Origin of the sequence: Peribacillus deserti, assembly GCF_016909175.1 — a bacterium.
Classification (GTDB): domain Bacteria; phylum Bacillota; class Bacilli; order Bacillales; family DSM-1321; genus Paraperibacillus; species Paraperibacillus deserti.
In genome coordinates this window covers 166,496-181,983 of record NZ_JAFBFI010000006.1, presented here as the reverse complement: position 1 = coordinate 181,983, position 15,488 = coordinate 166,496, and the positions used below count along the sequence as shown (strand labels likewise).

The following is a 15,488-nucleotide window of genomic DNA, read 5'->3' as shown; positions in this document are numbered from 1 at the left end:
TATCAAAGCAATTCACCTGAAATTTTTTCGGTTTAAGCTTTTGATATTTTAAGCAGGAGGCATCCAATTGACAAAAATCTATATATTAGATACCAATGTCCTATTGCAAGATCCACATGCCATCTTTTCTTTTGAAGATAATGATGTGGTCATCCCAGCGGTGGTCCTTGAAGAAGTTGACTCCAAAAAGAGGTACATGGATGAGGTAGGCAGGAACGCAAGGCAGGTCTCCAAACTTATTGACAGTTTTCGTGCTATAGGAAAATTGCACGAAAAAATCCCCCTGCATAATGGAGGAACCCTAAGAATTGAATTGAATCATCGCTCATTTCACCAGCTTCAGGAGATTTTTGTGGAAAAAACGAACGATAACAGAATTCTTGCTGTAGCAAAAAATCTTTCGATAGAGGAAGAAACAAAACAAAATGGGAAAGCGGTCATATTGGTAAGCAAAGATACTCTGGTAAGAGTAAAAGCAGATGCCATCGGCTTGACGGCGGAGGATTTCTTAAGTGATCGTGTTATTGAAACGGATCATATTTACAGCGGTTTTCAGGAGTTATATCTTTCGCCGGAACAGGTAAACGGCTTTTATAAAGACGGGGAAATGACACTCGCGAATATTTATTCTCAGCCAAGATTTTATCCCAACCAATTTCTTATTATGAAAAACGCACATGGGGGATCTTCGTCAGCTCTTGGTATGATAGACAGCACAGGACAGAAGGTAAAAAAACTTGTTTGTGATATCGATCATGTATGGGGAATCAAGCCTAGAAATGTTCAACAGACCATTGCTCTTGAGCTTCTGCTCCGGTCGGATATACCCCTGGTGACCTTAGTTGGAAAAGCCGGAACAGGAAAGACATTGCTGGCACTAGCTTCAGGATTAATGCAGACAGAAGACTTAGGCTTATATAAAAAGCTGCTGGTTGCCCGGCCAATTGTACCAGTCGGGAAAGATTTAGGATATCTGCCAGGAGAAAAGGATGAAAAGCTTCGCCCCTGGATGCAGCCCGTTTTTGATAATCTGGAGTATCTTTTCAATACGAAGAAACCAGGAGAGCTGGACGCAATTCTTGCCGGCATGGGTTCGATTGAGGTAGAGGCTTTGACTTATATAAGGGGAAGAAGCATCCCGGAACAATTCATTATAATTGATGAAGCTCAGAATTTAACAAAACATGAGGTAAAGACGATCCTAACGCGTGTGGGTGAACGAAGTAAAATTGTATTGATGGGAGATCCAGAACAAATAGATCATCCATATTTAGATGAATATAATAATGGGTTAACTTATGTGGTGGAAAAGTTTAAAGACCAGCAGATTGCGGGGCATGTTAAGCTTATTAAGGGTGAACGGTCGGGGCTCGCACAATTGGCGGCCAATCTTTTATAAATAAAATAAACAAAACGGCAAAAGCTTAAATTTGCCGTTTTTTACCGCCTGTTATCTATTCGATTCTAAATCCGCTGACGCTTTTAATCGGGTTGGTATAGTTAGATCCATCTTTATAATAAACATATACAGGTCCGCCCTCTTTTAATGGTTTTCCCACTTGAGAAAATCCAAGGATCAGCTCAGAAGCGTCACTAAGATTAAGCCGTATAGTTTCTTCTTTTGCTTCTATGTTTATAATAGAAGCCCCGCTTTCCGGTTCAGCATTCTTTAAAAAAGGCAGCAGCGGTATGCCGAAAGTTCCAGTTAAAATCTTTTCTTTTTCGAATTTCTTTTCGGATTTCAGCGTAGGCGGATGAACCGCGCCTTCCATTATCTCTCTATCCCAATGTTTGGATGCTTTTTTAGTGTATTCCTCGATTTCATTTACCGGCTTCCCAGGATTCGATGAAAAGAACACATCCATGTCGATTTTTCGATCATCAAAAATCCAGACTCCAGGATCTAAAGTAATTGGATATTTAACCCTGCCTTGGATCATTAAAATGGATTCCATAAATATACCTCCTGCTGCTTATCTCTATAGTTAGTATAAACTCTTTGTCCCGGTTATGTCTTCATACATATGTCCCCCGAGTAAAATATAATCTAAAGTGCTCTCATCTCCTTGCTTTTTTTAATACTTAACGGTAGAATTTATGAATAAGATTGTCAATCGCTCTGAAATGGGGGATTTAGAATGGCTTCAGATATACTAGTGAACTATCGCGATAAAGCATTTACCTTACTACAAGGAGATGCTGACAAGATATTAAAATTAATTAAAGTGCAGATGGATAATTTGACTATGCCTCAATGCCCTTTATATGAAGAGGTTTTAGATACACAAATGTTCGGTTTGTCACGAGAAATTGATTTTGCAGTCCGTTTAGGCCTTATACCTGAACACGAAGGAAAAGCACTTTTGGATACACTTGAACGTGAGTTATCCGCCTTGCACGAAGCATCATTAAGAAAATAAAAGTATCAAAACTCAAACACTCTATCTAAAATGTTTGGGTTTTTTTATTTACGATCTGTACAAGTTTTACATAACAAAAAGCATTCTTCCTTTTTGAAGCTTTGAGAATCAAGTGATATAGTATAGTGTATAATAATTAATCTGCTAATATAAGAATTTTGTCCAGGTTCATTCTATATTTATAGACAAGGCAGTTTGCAGTAAAAATTTTCTTAATTTTCAGCTAATCATTTGTCTGTTATAATGACTTTATGATAGTTTTACATGCGTTAATTATGGGTATGAATTCTTAAATACCGACCTCTCTTAAAATAGTAGACCCTCATAACGAAGCTGCAAATTATACTTAGATAAGAATTCAAAAAGCTTGGAAAAAAAGAGAGAGAATTCTCTTCTCCCTCCTTTTCAAAATACATAGTAAGAAGGTGCTTTCGTTTGAACAGACGCATTACTAAGATTCTGGCTGCTAACCGCGGCGAAATTGCTATTCGTGTATTCAGAGCTTGTACCGAGCTTAATATACCAACTGTAGCTATATACTCAAAGGAAGATTCGGGAGCATACCACCGCTATAAAGCGGATGAAGCATACTTAGTAGGAGAAGGGAAGGGCCCGATTGAGGCTTACCTGGATATTGAAGGAATCATTGCAATCGCTAAAAAAAGCGGTGTGGATGCCATTCATCCCGGTTATGGATTTTTGTCTGAAAATATAGAATTTGCGAAGCGGTGTGAAGAAGAAGGAATTGTTTTTATCGGTCCTGAGTCCAGGCATCTAGATATGTTCGGGGATAAGGTTAAAGCCCGGCATCAAGCTGTTCTTGCTGATATACCGGTTATACCCGGCAGTGACGGCCCAGTTTCAAACCTGGATGAAGTCCATGAATTTGCTGAAAAAGCCGGCTACCCTATCATCATTAAGGCTGCTCTAGGCGGAGGCGGCCGCGGCATGAGGATTGTAAGGGAAGCGGGTGAGCTTGAAGAAGCATTCACAAGGGCAAAATCTGAAGCCAAAGCAGCGTTTGGAAACGATGAAGTATATGTTGAGAAACTAGTGCTGCAGCCTAAGCACATTGAGGTACAGATACTCGGTGATTCTCATGGGAATATCGTTCATTTATTTGAGCGTGACTGTTCTGTCCAAAGGCGCCACCAAAAAGTAGTTGAGGTTGCTCCAAGTGTGTCTCTAACGGATGAACTCCGGGCTGAGATTTGTGAAGCAGCAGTGAATTTAATGAAAAATGTACAATATGTAAATGCGGGTACCGTAGAGTTTTTAGTTTCCGAAGAACAGTTTTACTTTATTGAAGTCAATCCAAGGGTACAGGTCGAGCATACAATCACTGAGATGATTACAGGGATTGATATTGTACAGTCGCAAATCTTAATCGCCGCAGGGGGAGATCTGCATGGAGATAAGATTTCCATTCCACAGCAGGAAGAGATAAAAACACACGGCTATGCCATTCAGTCTCGAGTAACGACTGAGGATCCGTTAAATAATTTCATGCCTGACACCGGAAAAATTAATGTGTACCGTTCAGGCGGCGGCTTTGGAGTCCGTCTGGATGCAGGAAACGGATATCAAGGGGCGGTCATAACTCCTTATTATGATTCTCTGCTTGTTAAGCTTTCTACCCATGCGATGTCTTTTGAACAAGCTGCGGCAAAAATGGTCCGTAACCTTAGGGAGTTTAGAATCCGCGGAATTAAAACAAATATTCCTTTTCTTGAAAATGTGGTTAAGCATGAAAATTTCTTAAAAGGGGAGTATGATACCGGCTTTATTGACAATACTCCAGAATTATTTTTATTCCCGGTTACGAAGGACCGCGGAACGAAAATGCTAAGCTATATTGCCAATGTCACAGTAAATGGATTTCCCGGTATTGAGAAAAAGAAGAAGCCGATCTTTGACCGGGCACGCATCCCTAACCTGTCCCAGTCTCATGAATTAATGAATGGAACAAAGCAGATTCTCGACCAGGAAGGTCCTGAGGGAGTCGTTAACTGGATCAAAGGCCAGAACAAAGTTTTACTAACGGATACGACTTTCCGTGATGCTCATCAGTCTTTGCTGGCAACCAGGGTCCGGACTGCTGATCTGCTTGGTATTGCGGAGCCGACTGCTAAAATTATGAAGGATGTATTTTCCCTGGAAATGTGGGGAGGTGCCACGTTTGATGTGGCTTACAGATTCCTTAAGGAGGATCCATGGGATCGGTTAATCTCCCTGAGAGAAAAAGTTCCTAACCTATTATTCCAGATGCTGCTCCGTGCCTCAAATGCAGTAGGATATAAAAATTATTCTGATAATGTCGTAAGGGAATTTGTTGCAAAGTCAGCTGAGGCAGGAGTAGATGTTTTCCGTATTTTTGACAGCTTAAACTGGGCAAAAAGCATGGAAGTCGCGATAGACGCCGTGAGACAGTCTGGTAAAATTGCTGAAGCATCCATTTGCTATACAGGGGATATTAACGATGGGTCAAGGAGTAAATTTAATCTTGATTATTACAAAAACCTTGCAAGGGAACTAGAGAACCAGGGGGCACATATTCTAGCAATTAAGGACATGGCAGGCCTGCTTAAGCCTGAAGCTGCTTATATGCTAGTGTCTGAGTTAAAGGATACAGTGAGCCTTCCTATACATCTTCACACACATGATACAAGCGGAAATGGTATTTATACGTATGCCCGTGCTATAGATGCTGGAGTCGATATAGTAGATACTGCTTTAGGGTCTGTAGCAGGGCTCACTTCACAGCCTAGTATGAACTCTCTTTATTATGCCCTTGAAAATAAGGAGAGACAGCCTGAACTGGATATTCAGGGAATTGAGCAGCTGGGATACTACTGGGAAGATGTCCGTAAATATTACAAGGAATTTGAAAGCGGAATGATAGCGCCGCATTCAGAAATTTATAGACATGAAATGCCCGGGGGGCAGTACAGCAATCTTCAGCAGCAGGCAAAAGCTGTTGGGCTTGGAGAACGATGGGAAGAAGTCAAAGAAATGTACCGGAGAGTTAATTATTTCTTTGGAGATATTGTAAAAGTTACTCCTTCCTCTAAAGTTGTCGGGGATATGGCCTTATTTATGGTCCAGAATGATCTGGATGAAGAAGCAGTTCTGCAGAAGGGGCATGCGATTGATTTTCCTGATTCTGTGATCGAACTGTTTGAGGGGTATCTTGGACAGCCGGAAGGAGGGTTTCCGGAGGAACTGCAGAAAGTTATCCTGAAAGACAAAAAACCTATTACAGTAAGGCCGGGAGAACTATTAGAACCTGTCGATTTTTCCAAAGTTAAAGAAGAGCTTTTCAACGAGCTGGGAAGGCCTGTTACCGACTTTGATATTCTTGGCTATGTTTTATACCCAAAGGTATTTCTTGAGTATTCTAAGACGGCTGATTCTTTCGGAAACATATCTTGTCTTGATACCCCAACCTTTTTATATGGAATGAGGCTCGGCGAGGAAATAGAGGTAGAGATTGAAACTGGAAAAACACTTATTGTTAAACTGATTTCGATTGGCCAGCCCCAAGCAGATGGAACAAGAGTCGTATATTTTGAGCTTAATGGACAGCCGCGTGAAGTGATTATCCGGGATGAAAGCATCAAATCAGCAGTAGCTGCTAAAGTGAAGGCAGACATTAAAAACGCAGATCACATTGGAGCTACTATGCCTGGTACGGTTATTCGTGTGCTGGTGGAAAAAGGAGAAAAGGTAGAACGGGGAGATCATTTAATCATAACGGAAGCTATGAAGATGGAAACAACCGTTCAAGCTCCTTTCTCAGGAACAGTAAAAGAAATATATGTTCAAAATGGAGAAGCTATTGCAACTGGAGACTTGATGATAGAGATATCAAAATCAAAATAAATGCGGCCGGCAGTGTATATTGCACGGATTGCACAGTTATAAAGAAAAGGCCATTTCACAGGGAAATGGCCTTTTCTGTTATATAGCTGTAATTTTTCTTTCATCGTCCATATTTGAAGCTTCAATCATTCTGGCATTTTTTCTGCTTCGCGATGCTAACAATGCAAGGTAGCTGAAAACACCGAATAAACAGGAGATAAATAAAGCATGGGCGAGGGCAACTATTAAGTTCAGGCGTGAGACGATTATAAAAGCACCGGAAGTCACCTGCAGGGTAGCGAGTATGGAAGCGATGAACCAGCTCCACACAATGACCTTTTGGCTTTTGTACTCTTTAAATGCTAAATATGCCGCATATAAAACCCAGATAAAAATGAACCCAGCAGCAGTACGGTGCCCCATTTGTACCCATTGATACATATTGGCCGGCAGCCCGAAATCGCCGTTTACACACATAGGCCAATCGGGACACACGAGGCTGGCCTTTAAATGGCGCACAAGAGCACCAGAATATACTACAAAAAATGTATAAATGATTATCCCATAAATATGAAGTTTCATTTTATTATCAATAATAACTTTTTCAGCTCTAAACTTTTTATCTACTTCAAAAATCAGCAATGTTAATAGAAACACGGCAGCAAAGGAAATAAGCGAAATACCAAAATGAAGAGCAAGAACAAAATCAGATTGTCCCCATTTTACTGCGGCAGCTCCGATCAGCCCCTGCAGCAATAGAAAAAAAAAGGCAAGAATAGATAAAAATTTAGCTTCTCTGATATGCCCTATTTTCTTCCAGCTCCATACAGATAATAATAAAATTAATATCCCGACAGAACCGGAAACCAGCCGGTGTGCGAGCTCTATGGCAAGAGCGGCATCAATTTGGGTTGGAACGAATTCACCGTTGCATAATGGCCAGGTTCTTCCGCAGCCCATTCCAGAATCCGTTTTTGTAACCAATGCTCCTCCTAGGAGTACAAGGAGCATTCCCAGGGTCGAAAGTACAGCAATCCATTTTAATCTCCGTTGCAAAGCTCTCACCTTCTTAATCTATTAAAATGAAGTATATATCTAATTAAAACACTTTCTCGATATTACACAATTCTGCCTATTTTTACAAGATGAATAGATATATAAATAAAAATAGTTGAAAGTTAAAGTCTGATTTGATAGAAATAGAGAGGATGTATATGGAAATTCAGTAAAAATATGACCTGCAGGAATCATAAAGAACGCTGTGCAGGCTCCTTTATTTATGATACCAGAGTTCCGTGTAAAAAGAGCAGGAGATTGTCATAAACATATTCACAGACACTAAACCGTCAAAAGTTATACAAAAAAAATTCACAAAAAACCTCAAAGTTATGTTTTAATATACAGAGAATAGACTAATTTATCCCATGAATAAATTTTAATTTATTTAATACTAGATTAGAATAAGATTCGTTTTCTTACGATAAATCAGCAGGACGTCAACCTAAGTCAGGGAAATTGTTAGAGGAGGAATAGAACATGTCAAATACTAGGGTTTTGGCAGATGCAGATCTTAAAGACAGCAATACAGACCTTGATGATACTGCAGCACAAACCTCTGTCTGGAAGGATTTTCTTTCCGTTATTAAAATAGGAATTGTCAATTCAAATATTATTACAGCGTTTACAGGAATTTGGCTTGCACTTCATTTTACCGGCCAGGGCTTCTTATCAAATCTCGATCTTGTTTTTTTAACCATTGCAGGTTCGGCTTTTGTGATTGCAGGTTCATGCGCCTTAAATAATTTTATAGATATCGATATTGATCCTCTCATGGAGAGCAAACGTGAGAGACCGACTGTTACCGGGCGCTTCTCTCCTAAGACGGTGCTGTTTATTGGTATTGTTTTTCTGGCTTCAGGGCTTATTATGCTTGCCTTCACTACATTTACAGCTGCTGTGATTGGGACATTTGGAGCGTTTGCATATGTTGTTATTTATTCGATGTGGGCTAAGAGAAAGCTAGTCTCTAATACGATCATTGGAAGTTTTTCTGGAGCTGTGCCTCCGCTGATCGGCTGGGCAGCTGTTGACCCGGATTTATCCGTATTAGCATGGATGCTGTTTTTAGTCATGTTTATCTGGCAGCCTCCGCATTTTTATGCTCTTGCCATGAAAAGATGCGAAGAATACCGTGCAGCTGGGATCCCTATGCTGCCGGTAGTAAAAGGCTTTAGTGCCACTAAACGGAGCATGCTGCTCTGGGTAGCTGCCCTGCTGCCGCTGCCATTCTTTATGCTTGATCTTGGAATTTCATTTGTTATCCTTGCTGCGATATTAAATATTGGCTGGTTAACAATGGCTTTGATGGGATATAGGATGAAAGATGATTTAAAGTGGGCTAAGTTAATGTTTGTTTATTCATTAAACTATTTAACTATTCTTTTTGTCGCCATGGTGATTGTAACTTCAATTTAATTCCTTATTCATCGGGAATTCTTTCTTTTTAAAAGAATTTATATAGAGAGAATTTGAGCCAGCAAATAGCTGCACACAAGAAATTTTTTACGAAAGAGGGGTTTCAATAGCTATGAGAAAACGGCTTCACAAATGGCGTCTGATTTCCATTTTTGCAATTTTGGCGCTTGCTCTGTCAGGCTGTGGAGAACCATTCCTGTCAACTTTAACACCTGCCGGTGAAGTTGCAAAAAAGCAGTATGACCTAATGATACTGAGCACGGTTATTATGGTCCTGGTTATTATTGTGGTGACTGTAATATTCATTTACGTAATTGCACGTTTCCGCCGAACGAAGAAAAATGAAAACAGCATTCCCAAACAGGTGGAAGGGAACCACAAACTTGAAATTATTTGGACAGTTATACCAATTCTTTTACTTTTAGTACTTGCCGTTCCTACTGTTTCATACACATTTCAGCTGGCAGATGTGTCACCAATGAAACAAAAGGACAAGGATGGCAAAACAAAGGATGCTCTTGTAGTTAATGTAAGAGCGAATTTATACTGGTGGGAATTTGAGTATCCAGACCTTGGAATCGTAACGAGCCAGGATCTGTTCGTTCCAACAGACAAAAAAGTTTATTTTAATGTTAAATCATCAGATGTTAAGCATTCATTCTGGATTCCTGCAGTTGGAGGAAAGACTGATACAAACCCTGAGGGTGTAAATCAGTTCTGGCTTGAGTTTGATGGCAAAGGTTCAGAAAAGGTTAAAAACCAGTTCTATGGAAAGTGTGCTGAGCTATGCGGTCCTTCACATGCATACATGGATTTCAAAGTGCAGACTCTTTCACAGGACGATTTTAAACAATGGACACAAGATATGAAGAATTTGAAAAAGCCTGCTGCCGAGGGTAACCTGGCAAAAGAGGGCGAAGAGATTTATAACAAGAGCTGTATCGGCTGTCATGCTAACACAGCAAATGATTCAAGACCGGAACAGGCGCGTACCGCTCCTAACCTTGCTAATTTTGGAGACAGAACAAGAATTGCAGGGATTCTTGAACATAATGAAGAAAACTTGAAAAAATGGATGCAGGATCCAGAACAAGTGAAGCCAGGAAACTTGATGACTGGCAAATATCAAAAACTGGATGAGCATGAGCTTGATGCTTTAACAGCTTATTTGATGGGGCTTAAGCTCGAACAATAAAGTGCTTTAACTATTATACATAGCGGTGAATCCGCTTCACCGAAGAGCACTAGGGGATCTGTGATTTACAAAGGGAGGTTTAACCGTGAGTACGTACGCTCATAAGAAGAGTTTTGGCGCAACGGTTTGGGACTATCTGACAACAGTAGACCATAAGAAAATCGGCATTTTATACCTGATTGCCGGCGGATTTTTCTTTTTGGTTGGCGGGCTTGAAGCTCTTTTCATCCGTGTTCAGCTTGCTGTCCCAAACAATGACTTCGTCAGTGCCGGACTATATAATGAAATTTTGACTATGCATGGTACCACCATGATATTCTTGGCTGCAATGCCATTAATTTTTGCATTTATGAATGCAGCGATTCCGCTTCAAATCGGTGCACGCGACGTTGCGTTTCCGTTTTTAAACTCGCTTGGGTTTTGGCTGTTTTTCTTTGGCGGGGTATTCTTAAACTGCTCCTGGTTCCTTGGAGGAGCACCGGATGCTGGATGGACGTCTTACGCATCCCTGACACTGGAATCAGACACCCATGGCGTAGATTTTTATATCCTGGGCCTCCAGATATCTGGTATTGGTACATTGATAGGGGGTATTAACTTCCTCGTAACCATCGTCAATATGAGGGCTCCTGGTATGACATATATGAGGATGCCATTATTTACATGGTCAGCTTTTGTTACATCTGCTCTAATCTTATTTGCATTCCCTGCACTTACTGTAGGTTTGTTTTTATTAATGTTTGACCGTTTATTCGGAGGGAATTTCTTTGATGTATCAGCAGGTGGAAACACCATTATCTGGGAACATCTTTTCTGGATTTTTGGCCACCCTGAAGTATATATTCTTATCCTTCCGGCATTTGGTATATTCTCAGAAATATTTGCTACATTCTCAAGAAAAAGATTATTTGGATATTCATCCATGGTTTTTGCAACCGTATTAATCGGTTTCTTAGGATTCATGGTTTGGGCTCACCATATGTTCACAGTAGGTATGGGGCCGATTGCAAACGCTATATTCGCTGTAGCAACCATGGCTATTGCCGTGCCGACTGGTATTAAAATCTTTAACTGGCTGTTCACTATGTGGGGCGGAAACATTAAGTTTACCACTCCTATGCTGTATGCTATTGCGTTTATTCCTTCCTTTGTTGCCGGTGGAGTAACAGGGATCATGAACGCTGTCGCTGCTGCTGACTATCAATATCATGACAGCTATTTTGTTGTTGCCCATTTCCACTATGTTATTGTCGGTGGAGTAGTGCTGGCACTTTTAGCAGGAACTCATTATTACTGGCCAAAAATGTTCGGTACCCTTCTTAATGAAGCATTAGGAAAAATTACGTTCTGGCTGTTTTTAATTGGATTCCATTTAACATTCTTTATTCAGCATTTCCTAGGACTGATGGGGATGCCTCGACGGGTATTTACTTACCTGCCAAATCAAGGCTGGGAAACTGGAAACTTAATCAGTTCCATTGGGGCTTTCTTCATGGGAGTAGCTGTAATCATTTTATTGATTAATATTGTAATGACTCAGGTTAAGAATGTTAGGGTTGGCAATGACCCTTGGGAAGATGGCCGTTCATTGGAATGGGCGATTCCTTCACCGCCGCCATTTTATAATTTCAAACAGCTGCCGCTGGTACGCGGTCTTGATCCGTATTGGATTGAAAAAATGGAAGGCAAAAAAGAAATGACACCGGCCGAACCGCTTGGTGACATTCATATGCCAAACCCATCTTTCTTACCAGTAACCATTTCATTTGGATTGTTTGTTGCGGCATTTGGAGCCATGTATCATGTGGATGACAAGAATTGGGCACTGCCAGTTCTGATCATAGGTATGGGAATCACACTTATTTCTATGCTTATCCGTTCAGTGAAAGACGATCATGGTTTCCATATTCATAAAGAAGACCTTGAAAATGAAGACGATAAAGGGGGCAGGGCATAATGGCAGCAGTTCAAGACAAATTCACTGAAATGACATGGCCTTCGTCGCCTGAAAAAGCTACCCTTGAAGCAAAAAACAAGTTCCTAGGTTTCTGGTTCTTTCTAGGGGGAGAAACCGTACTATTCGGATCTCTATTTGCCACATATCTTGCCTTAAAAGATAAAGTGCCTGATTCAAGTCATCCACTTGCCAAAGATTTATACAGCATGGAGCTTACTTTTGCAGCAACTATGCTCCTGCTTACAAGTTCATTAACAAGTGTGTATGCGATGTACCATATGAAGAATTTTAACTTTCAAAGGATGCAGGCATGGCTTCTGATTACTGTTTTATTGGGTGCAGCATTCCTGGGCCTTGAAATTTATGAGTTTAGTCATTATGTCCACGAAGGCCATACATTTACGAGCAGCGCTTTTGGCAGTGCTTTCTATTCATTAGTCGGATTCCATGGAGGCCACGTTGCATTCGGATTATTGTGGATTCTCTCACTGATGGTTAGAAATGCTAAACGCGGGTTAGACCTTTACAATGCTCCAAAATTCTATGTCGCAAGTCTATATTGGCATTTTATTGACGTAGTTTGGGTCTTTATCTTTACTGTTGTATACTTAATGGGAATGGTGGGATAAATTGATGGAGAATTTACGACCAAATTCAGCTAACCCTAAGGCAGACTTAATTTATCGCCGTAAGAAAAACGCTGAAGAAATGAGATATCAGGTAGTATCTTTTGCGCTGATGATTTTCTTGACACTGATCGCATTTGCTGCCGTCCATTTTGATGGGTTTTCTCACTGGTTTGTAGCGCCTTTTATCATGCTCCTGGCTGTAGTACAAGTTATTTTCCAATTGTATTATTTCATGCATATGAGCCATAAAGGCCATGAAACACCCCAGCTTTTCCTTTTTTCTGGATTAGCAGTAGCTTTAATTACAGTATTGACATTTGTTACAATTACTTGGATTTAATAAAGAGCCGGCTGAGTCTTCAGCCGGTTTTTTAGTGCTGTTCATTTCATTTTTAAAAGGAAAGCTAGGAAGTCAAAAATGAGAAGCGGTGCAAACCAAAATCTGAAAGGTCCCGAACACGGTTCAATCATTGCTTTTTTATTTTTCATAGAGAACCCATTATGACAATTCCGTGTCCATCGAAAAGGCAGGGGAGAAATAGTCTTCCAGGTAAATGTAATAACACTTTGTTTCATGTATAATAAAGACAGCACATAATGAAAGACTTGGAGGGAGTAAATTGTTATCTCTTGAGATGTTTGGTTTCCGGGCTTTATGGAGTCCTTTTTTTATGTTGGCACTTGTTGTATTGACGGCAGCTTTCTATCTATTAACCATAAAATATAGATCTTATTTTAAAGGAAGTACTCCGCTTACAAAAAAGCAGGCTAGTATTTTTATTACAGCCATGCTCTCGCTGTATATAATAAAGGGTTCTCCACTTGATTTGCTTGGTCATATCATGTTCAGCGCTCATATGACGCAGATGGCCATTCTATATTTAGTGATTCCGCCGTTATTTATTACTGCTTTTCCAGCATGGGTGTGGAGGGAGCTTTTTAAATTTAGATTAATAGAAAAGCCTTTCTCGTTTTTTACTAAGCCCCTGATTGCCTTATTGGTTTTTAATGTATTTTTCTCTTTCTACCACATTCCGTTTATTTTTGATTTTGTAAAAATGAATATGTGGTACCACGGTTTATACACGGTATTTCTTTTTATAACTGCCATTTTCATGTGGTGGCCAGTGGTTAATAATTTAGAGACCAACAAAGAGCTGTCAGGCTTACAAAAGGTCGGATATATCTTCGGCAATGGAATCCTGCTGACCCCTGCCTGTGCCCTGATCATTTTTACGAAACATCCTTTATACGACACATTCACTGATCCGGCTGCCTGGTCTCAGGCTATGACACTATGTGTTCCTGCCTCTGCACTCGCAAATTTAGGTTTAAGCGGTCCCGAATTGCTGAATTGGCTGCCGCTGCTAGAGGACCAGCAGCTTGGCGGAGTATTAATGAAAATTATTCAAGAAATTGTATATGGCTCCATGCTCGGATATATTTTCTTTGACTGGTACAAGAAAGAAAACCAGAAATCATCTGAAGAAACTGCAAACCTTTACGAACCAAGGGAAGGACAAGTCTACACACCTGGTTCTATAAGTAAATGATTGAAAAACCAAAGGGTGTCCATTCGGGGCACCCTTCTTTGTGTCAAAATGTGTCTTTTTCTGAACAATTACTGCTGAAACTGGCTTTTCCTGTCTTTATTTATTGATAATAGTGAAACTGTTTAATACAATTACCATAGGCCAAAGCCTTGTATGTATTTATGTAAGGCTATTTCATGTAATAAACTTAGAGAGGACGTTTTTGTTCATGTCTTTACCAATATTACCGACAATCAGTACGAGTTTCATCGTTCTTAGCGCAATTACAGTTGCGATTGGCTGGGTGCAGATTAAACAGAGAAAAATAGAGGCTCATAAAAAAACCATGTTTTTTGCGGCAATTTTTGCGATTATATTTTTTGTTATCTATGCATCAAGAACCATCTTTATTGGCAATACTTCCTTTGGCGGACCAGAAAGCATTAAAATTTACTATACTATATTTTTAATTTTCCATATTACATTGGCCACTGTAGGAGCTGTTATGGGGATTTTTTCTTTATGGACAGGCTATAAAAACAAGCTGGCTAGGCATAGAATGTTAGGGCCGATCACCAGCATTATTTGGTTCTTTACTGCGATTACTGGCGTTGCAGTCTACTTGCTCCTGTATGTATTTTATAAGGGCGGAGAAACCACATCAGTCATAAAGGCAATTTTAGGTTTTTAATGAAATAGGGCTAAAGAGCTGTGCTGCTGAATACAATGTATTGGCAGCATTTTTATTGCCTATACATAACATATTGTATGTATCCGTGACTGTTCATTGACTCGCCTGGAGCGAGTTTTCTTTATATAGCGAGATGTTTGAAAATGGTGATACCTTTTAGAATAAAGTTGGATTAGTCATTGCCATATGCAATATAGGGTTATAGTCTAGAGGAGGTTATAATGGTGGATGATTATAAAACAGATAGAATTATAGTTATGGCGTGTTCCATAGACCTGGCAAAATCGTTAATTCTGTATAGAGATGAACTTGTCAAACGATCACCAATTGTCATGCCTAACTCCTGGCCGTCCAATTTATTTAAAGGATTTTTACCGTATTATATCGAACAATTAGAAAGTGGGGAAGAAGGGTTTAAATTTTGGATTATAGCAGATTTAAAGCTTAAAAAAATGGTGGGGGATTTTATATTTCACCAGGAAAAAGGACGAAAAGGGTATATGGCCATTTCCTTTATCAGCCCTGATGCTGAATTGGAATATCTGGAGGAAAGTCTGTATATTTTTATGAAATACACAGTAAAGTCGTTTCCTAAGGAAATAAAGTCCCTTGCCGTTGACTGTTTAAGGAAAGATGCTTATAAGCTGAGTGTATTAAAAGATTTAGGCTTTATTATGGATCACGATGACAGCCGTTATTCAAAGTGGACTTTTACTTATCATTAATTC

Annotated in this window: 13 protein-coding genes; 11 read left to right on the top strand and 2 right to left on the bottom strand. The window is 39.9% G+C overall.

All coding sequences use genetic code 11. The annotated features are described in order from the left end of the window. Positions 1-67: 67 nt before the first annotated feature. Entirely contained in the window at positions 68-1,399 is a 1,332-nt protein-coding gene (locus JOC77_RS08805; RefSeq protein ID WP_204541910.1) for a PhoH family protein, read from the top strand. A 55-nt stretch (positions 1,400-1,454) separates the two neighbouring features. Here the strand turns inward: JOC77_RS08805 and JOC77_RS08800 are convergent, their stop codons facing one another. Next, the gene (locus tag JOC77_RS08800) at positions 1,455-1,955 is read right to left on the bottom strand and encodes a peptidyl-prolyl cis-trans isomerase (RefSeq protein WP_204541908.1); all 501 of its coding nucleotides are present in this window, start codon (positions 1,953-1,955) and stop codon (positions 1,455-1,457) included. Positions 1,956-2,138: 183 nt separating this feature from the next. Between JOC77_RS08800 and JOC77_RS08795 the strand changes: the two genes are divergently transcribed. Beyond that, entirely contained in the window at positions 2,139-2,420 is a 282-nt protein-coding gene (locus JOC77_RS08795) for an Fpa/YlaN family protein (RefSeq protein WP_204541905.1), read from the top strand. Positions 2,421-2,855: 435 nt separating this feature from the next. Next, the gene (gene pyc / locus JOC77_RS08790) at positions 2,856-6,302 is read left to right on the top strand and encodes a pyruvate carboxylase (protein ID WP_204541902.1); all 3,447 of its coding nucleotides are present in this window, start codon (positions 2,856-2,858) and stop codon (positions 6,300-6,302) included. 78 nt (positions 6,303-6,380) lie between these two features. Here the strand turns inward: pyc and JOC77_RS08785 are convergent, their stop codons facing one another. Further along, on the bottom strand, positions 6,381-7,337 hold the full coding sequence (locus JOC77_RS08785; protein WP_204541899.1) for a COX15/CtaA family protein: 957 nt from the start codon (positions 7,335-7,337) through the stop codon (positions 6,381-6,383). Positions 7,338-7,817: 480 nt separating this feature from the next. Here JOC77_RS08785 and cyoE point away from each other — a divergent pair, with 480 nt between their 5' ends. From cyoE to JOC77_RS08745, 8 genes are all read left to right on the top strand, one after another. After that, on the top strand, positions 7,818-8,756 hold the full coding sequence (gene cyoE, locus JOC77_RS08780; RefSeq protein ID WP_204541896.1) for a heme o synthase: 939 nt from the start codon (positions 7,818-7,820) through the stop codon (positions 8,754-8,756). Between the two features lie 112 nt (positions 8,757-8,868). After that, positions 8,869-9,951, top strand: coding sequence for a cytochrome c oxidase subunit II (gene coxB / locus JOC77_RS08775; RefSeq protein ID WP_204541893.1), 1,083 nt, complete (start codon positions 8,869-8,871; stop codon positions 9,949-9,951). 85 nt (positions 9,952-10,036) lie between these two features. Further along, on the top strand, positions 10,037-11,908 hold the full coding sequence (gene ctaD / locus JOC77_RS08770; RefSeq protein ID WP_204541890.1) for a cytochrome c oxidase subunit I: 1,872 nt from the start codon (positions 10,037-10,039) through the stop codon (positions 11,906-11,908). Continuing rightward, on the top strand, positions 11,908-12,537 hold the full coding sequence (locus tag JOC77_RS08765) for a cytochrome (ubi)quinol oxidase subunit III (RefSeq protein WP_204541887.1): 630 nt from the start codon (positions 11,908-11,910) through the stop codon (positions 12,535-12,537). The genes ctaD and JOC77_RS08765 overlap by 1 nt, the downstream gene beginning before the upstream one ends. A gap of 4 nt (positions 12,538-12,541) precedes the next feature. After that, positions 12,542-12,877, top strand: a complete 336-nt coding sequence (gene ctaF, locus JOC77_RS08760) for a cytochrome c oxidase subunit IVB (RefSeq protein ID WP_204541884.1) — start codon at positions 12,542-12,544, stop codon at positions 12,875-12,877. A gap of 295 nt (positions 12,878-13,172) precedes the next feature. Further along, entirely contained in the window at positions 13,173-14,090 is a 918-nt protein-coding gene (ctaG, locus tag JOC77_RS08755) for a cytochrome c oxidase assembly factor CtaG (RefSeq protein WP_204542054.1), read from the top strand. Positions 14,091-14,298: 208 nt separating this feature from the next. Further along, positions 14,299-14,760, top strand: coding sequence for a DUF420 domain-containing protein (locus tag JOC77_RS08750; RefSeq protein ID WP_204541881.1), 462 nt, complete (start codon positions 14,299-14,301; stop codon positions 14,758-14,760). 221 nt (positions 14,761-14,981) lie between these two features. Then, positions 14,982-15,485 (top strand): hypothetical protein, encoded by a 504-nt coding sequence (locus JOC77_RS08745; RefSeq protein ID WP_204541878.1) that lies wholly within the window; start codon positions 14,982-14,984, stop codon positions 15,483-15,485. Positions 15,486-15,488 lie beyond the last annotated feature (3 nt).

Bases quoted from the DNA above. Each gene is read 5' to 3' on its own strand.
- JOC77_RS08745 (WP_204541878.1), top strand. From the start codon at position 14,982: ATGGTGGATGATTATAAAACAGATAGAATTATAGTTATGGCGTGTTCC.
- coxB (WP_204541893.1), top strand. From the start codon at position 8,869: ATGAGAAAACGGCTTCACAAATGGCGTCTGATTTCCATTTTTGCAATT.
- JOC77_RS08800 (WP_204541908.1), bottom strand. From the start codon at position 1,955: ATGGAATCCATTTTAATGATCCAAGGCAGGGTTAAATATCCAATTACT.
- ctaG (WP_204542054.1), top strand. From the start codon at position 13,173: ATGTTTGGTTTCCGGGCTTTATGGAGTCCTTTTTTTATGTTGGCACTT.
- JOC77_RS08765 (WP_204541887.1), top strand. From the start codon at position 11,908: ATGGCAGCAGTTCAAGACAAATTCACTGAAATGACATGGCCTTCGTCG.
- cyoE (WP_204541896.1), top strand. From the start codon at position 7,818: ATGTCAAATACTAGGGTTTTGGCAGATGCAGATCTTAAAGACAGCAAT.
- JOC77_RS08750 (WP_204541881.1), top strand. From the start codon at position 14,299: ATGTCTTTACCAATATTACCGACAATCAGTACGAGTTTCATCGTTCTT.
- JOC77_RS08795 (WP_204541905.1), top strand. From the start codon at position 2,139: ATGGCTTCAGATATACTAGTGAACTATCGCGATAAAGCATTTACCTTA.
- ctaF (WP_204541884.1), top strand. From the start codon at position 12,542: ATGGAGAATTTACGACCAAATTCAGCTAACCCTAAGGCAGACTTAATT.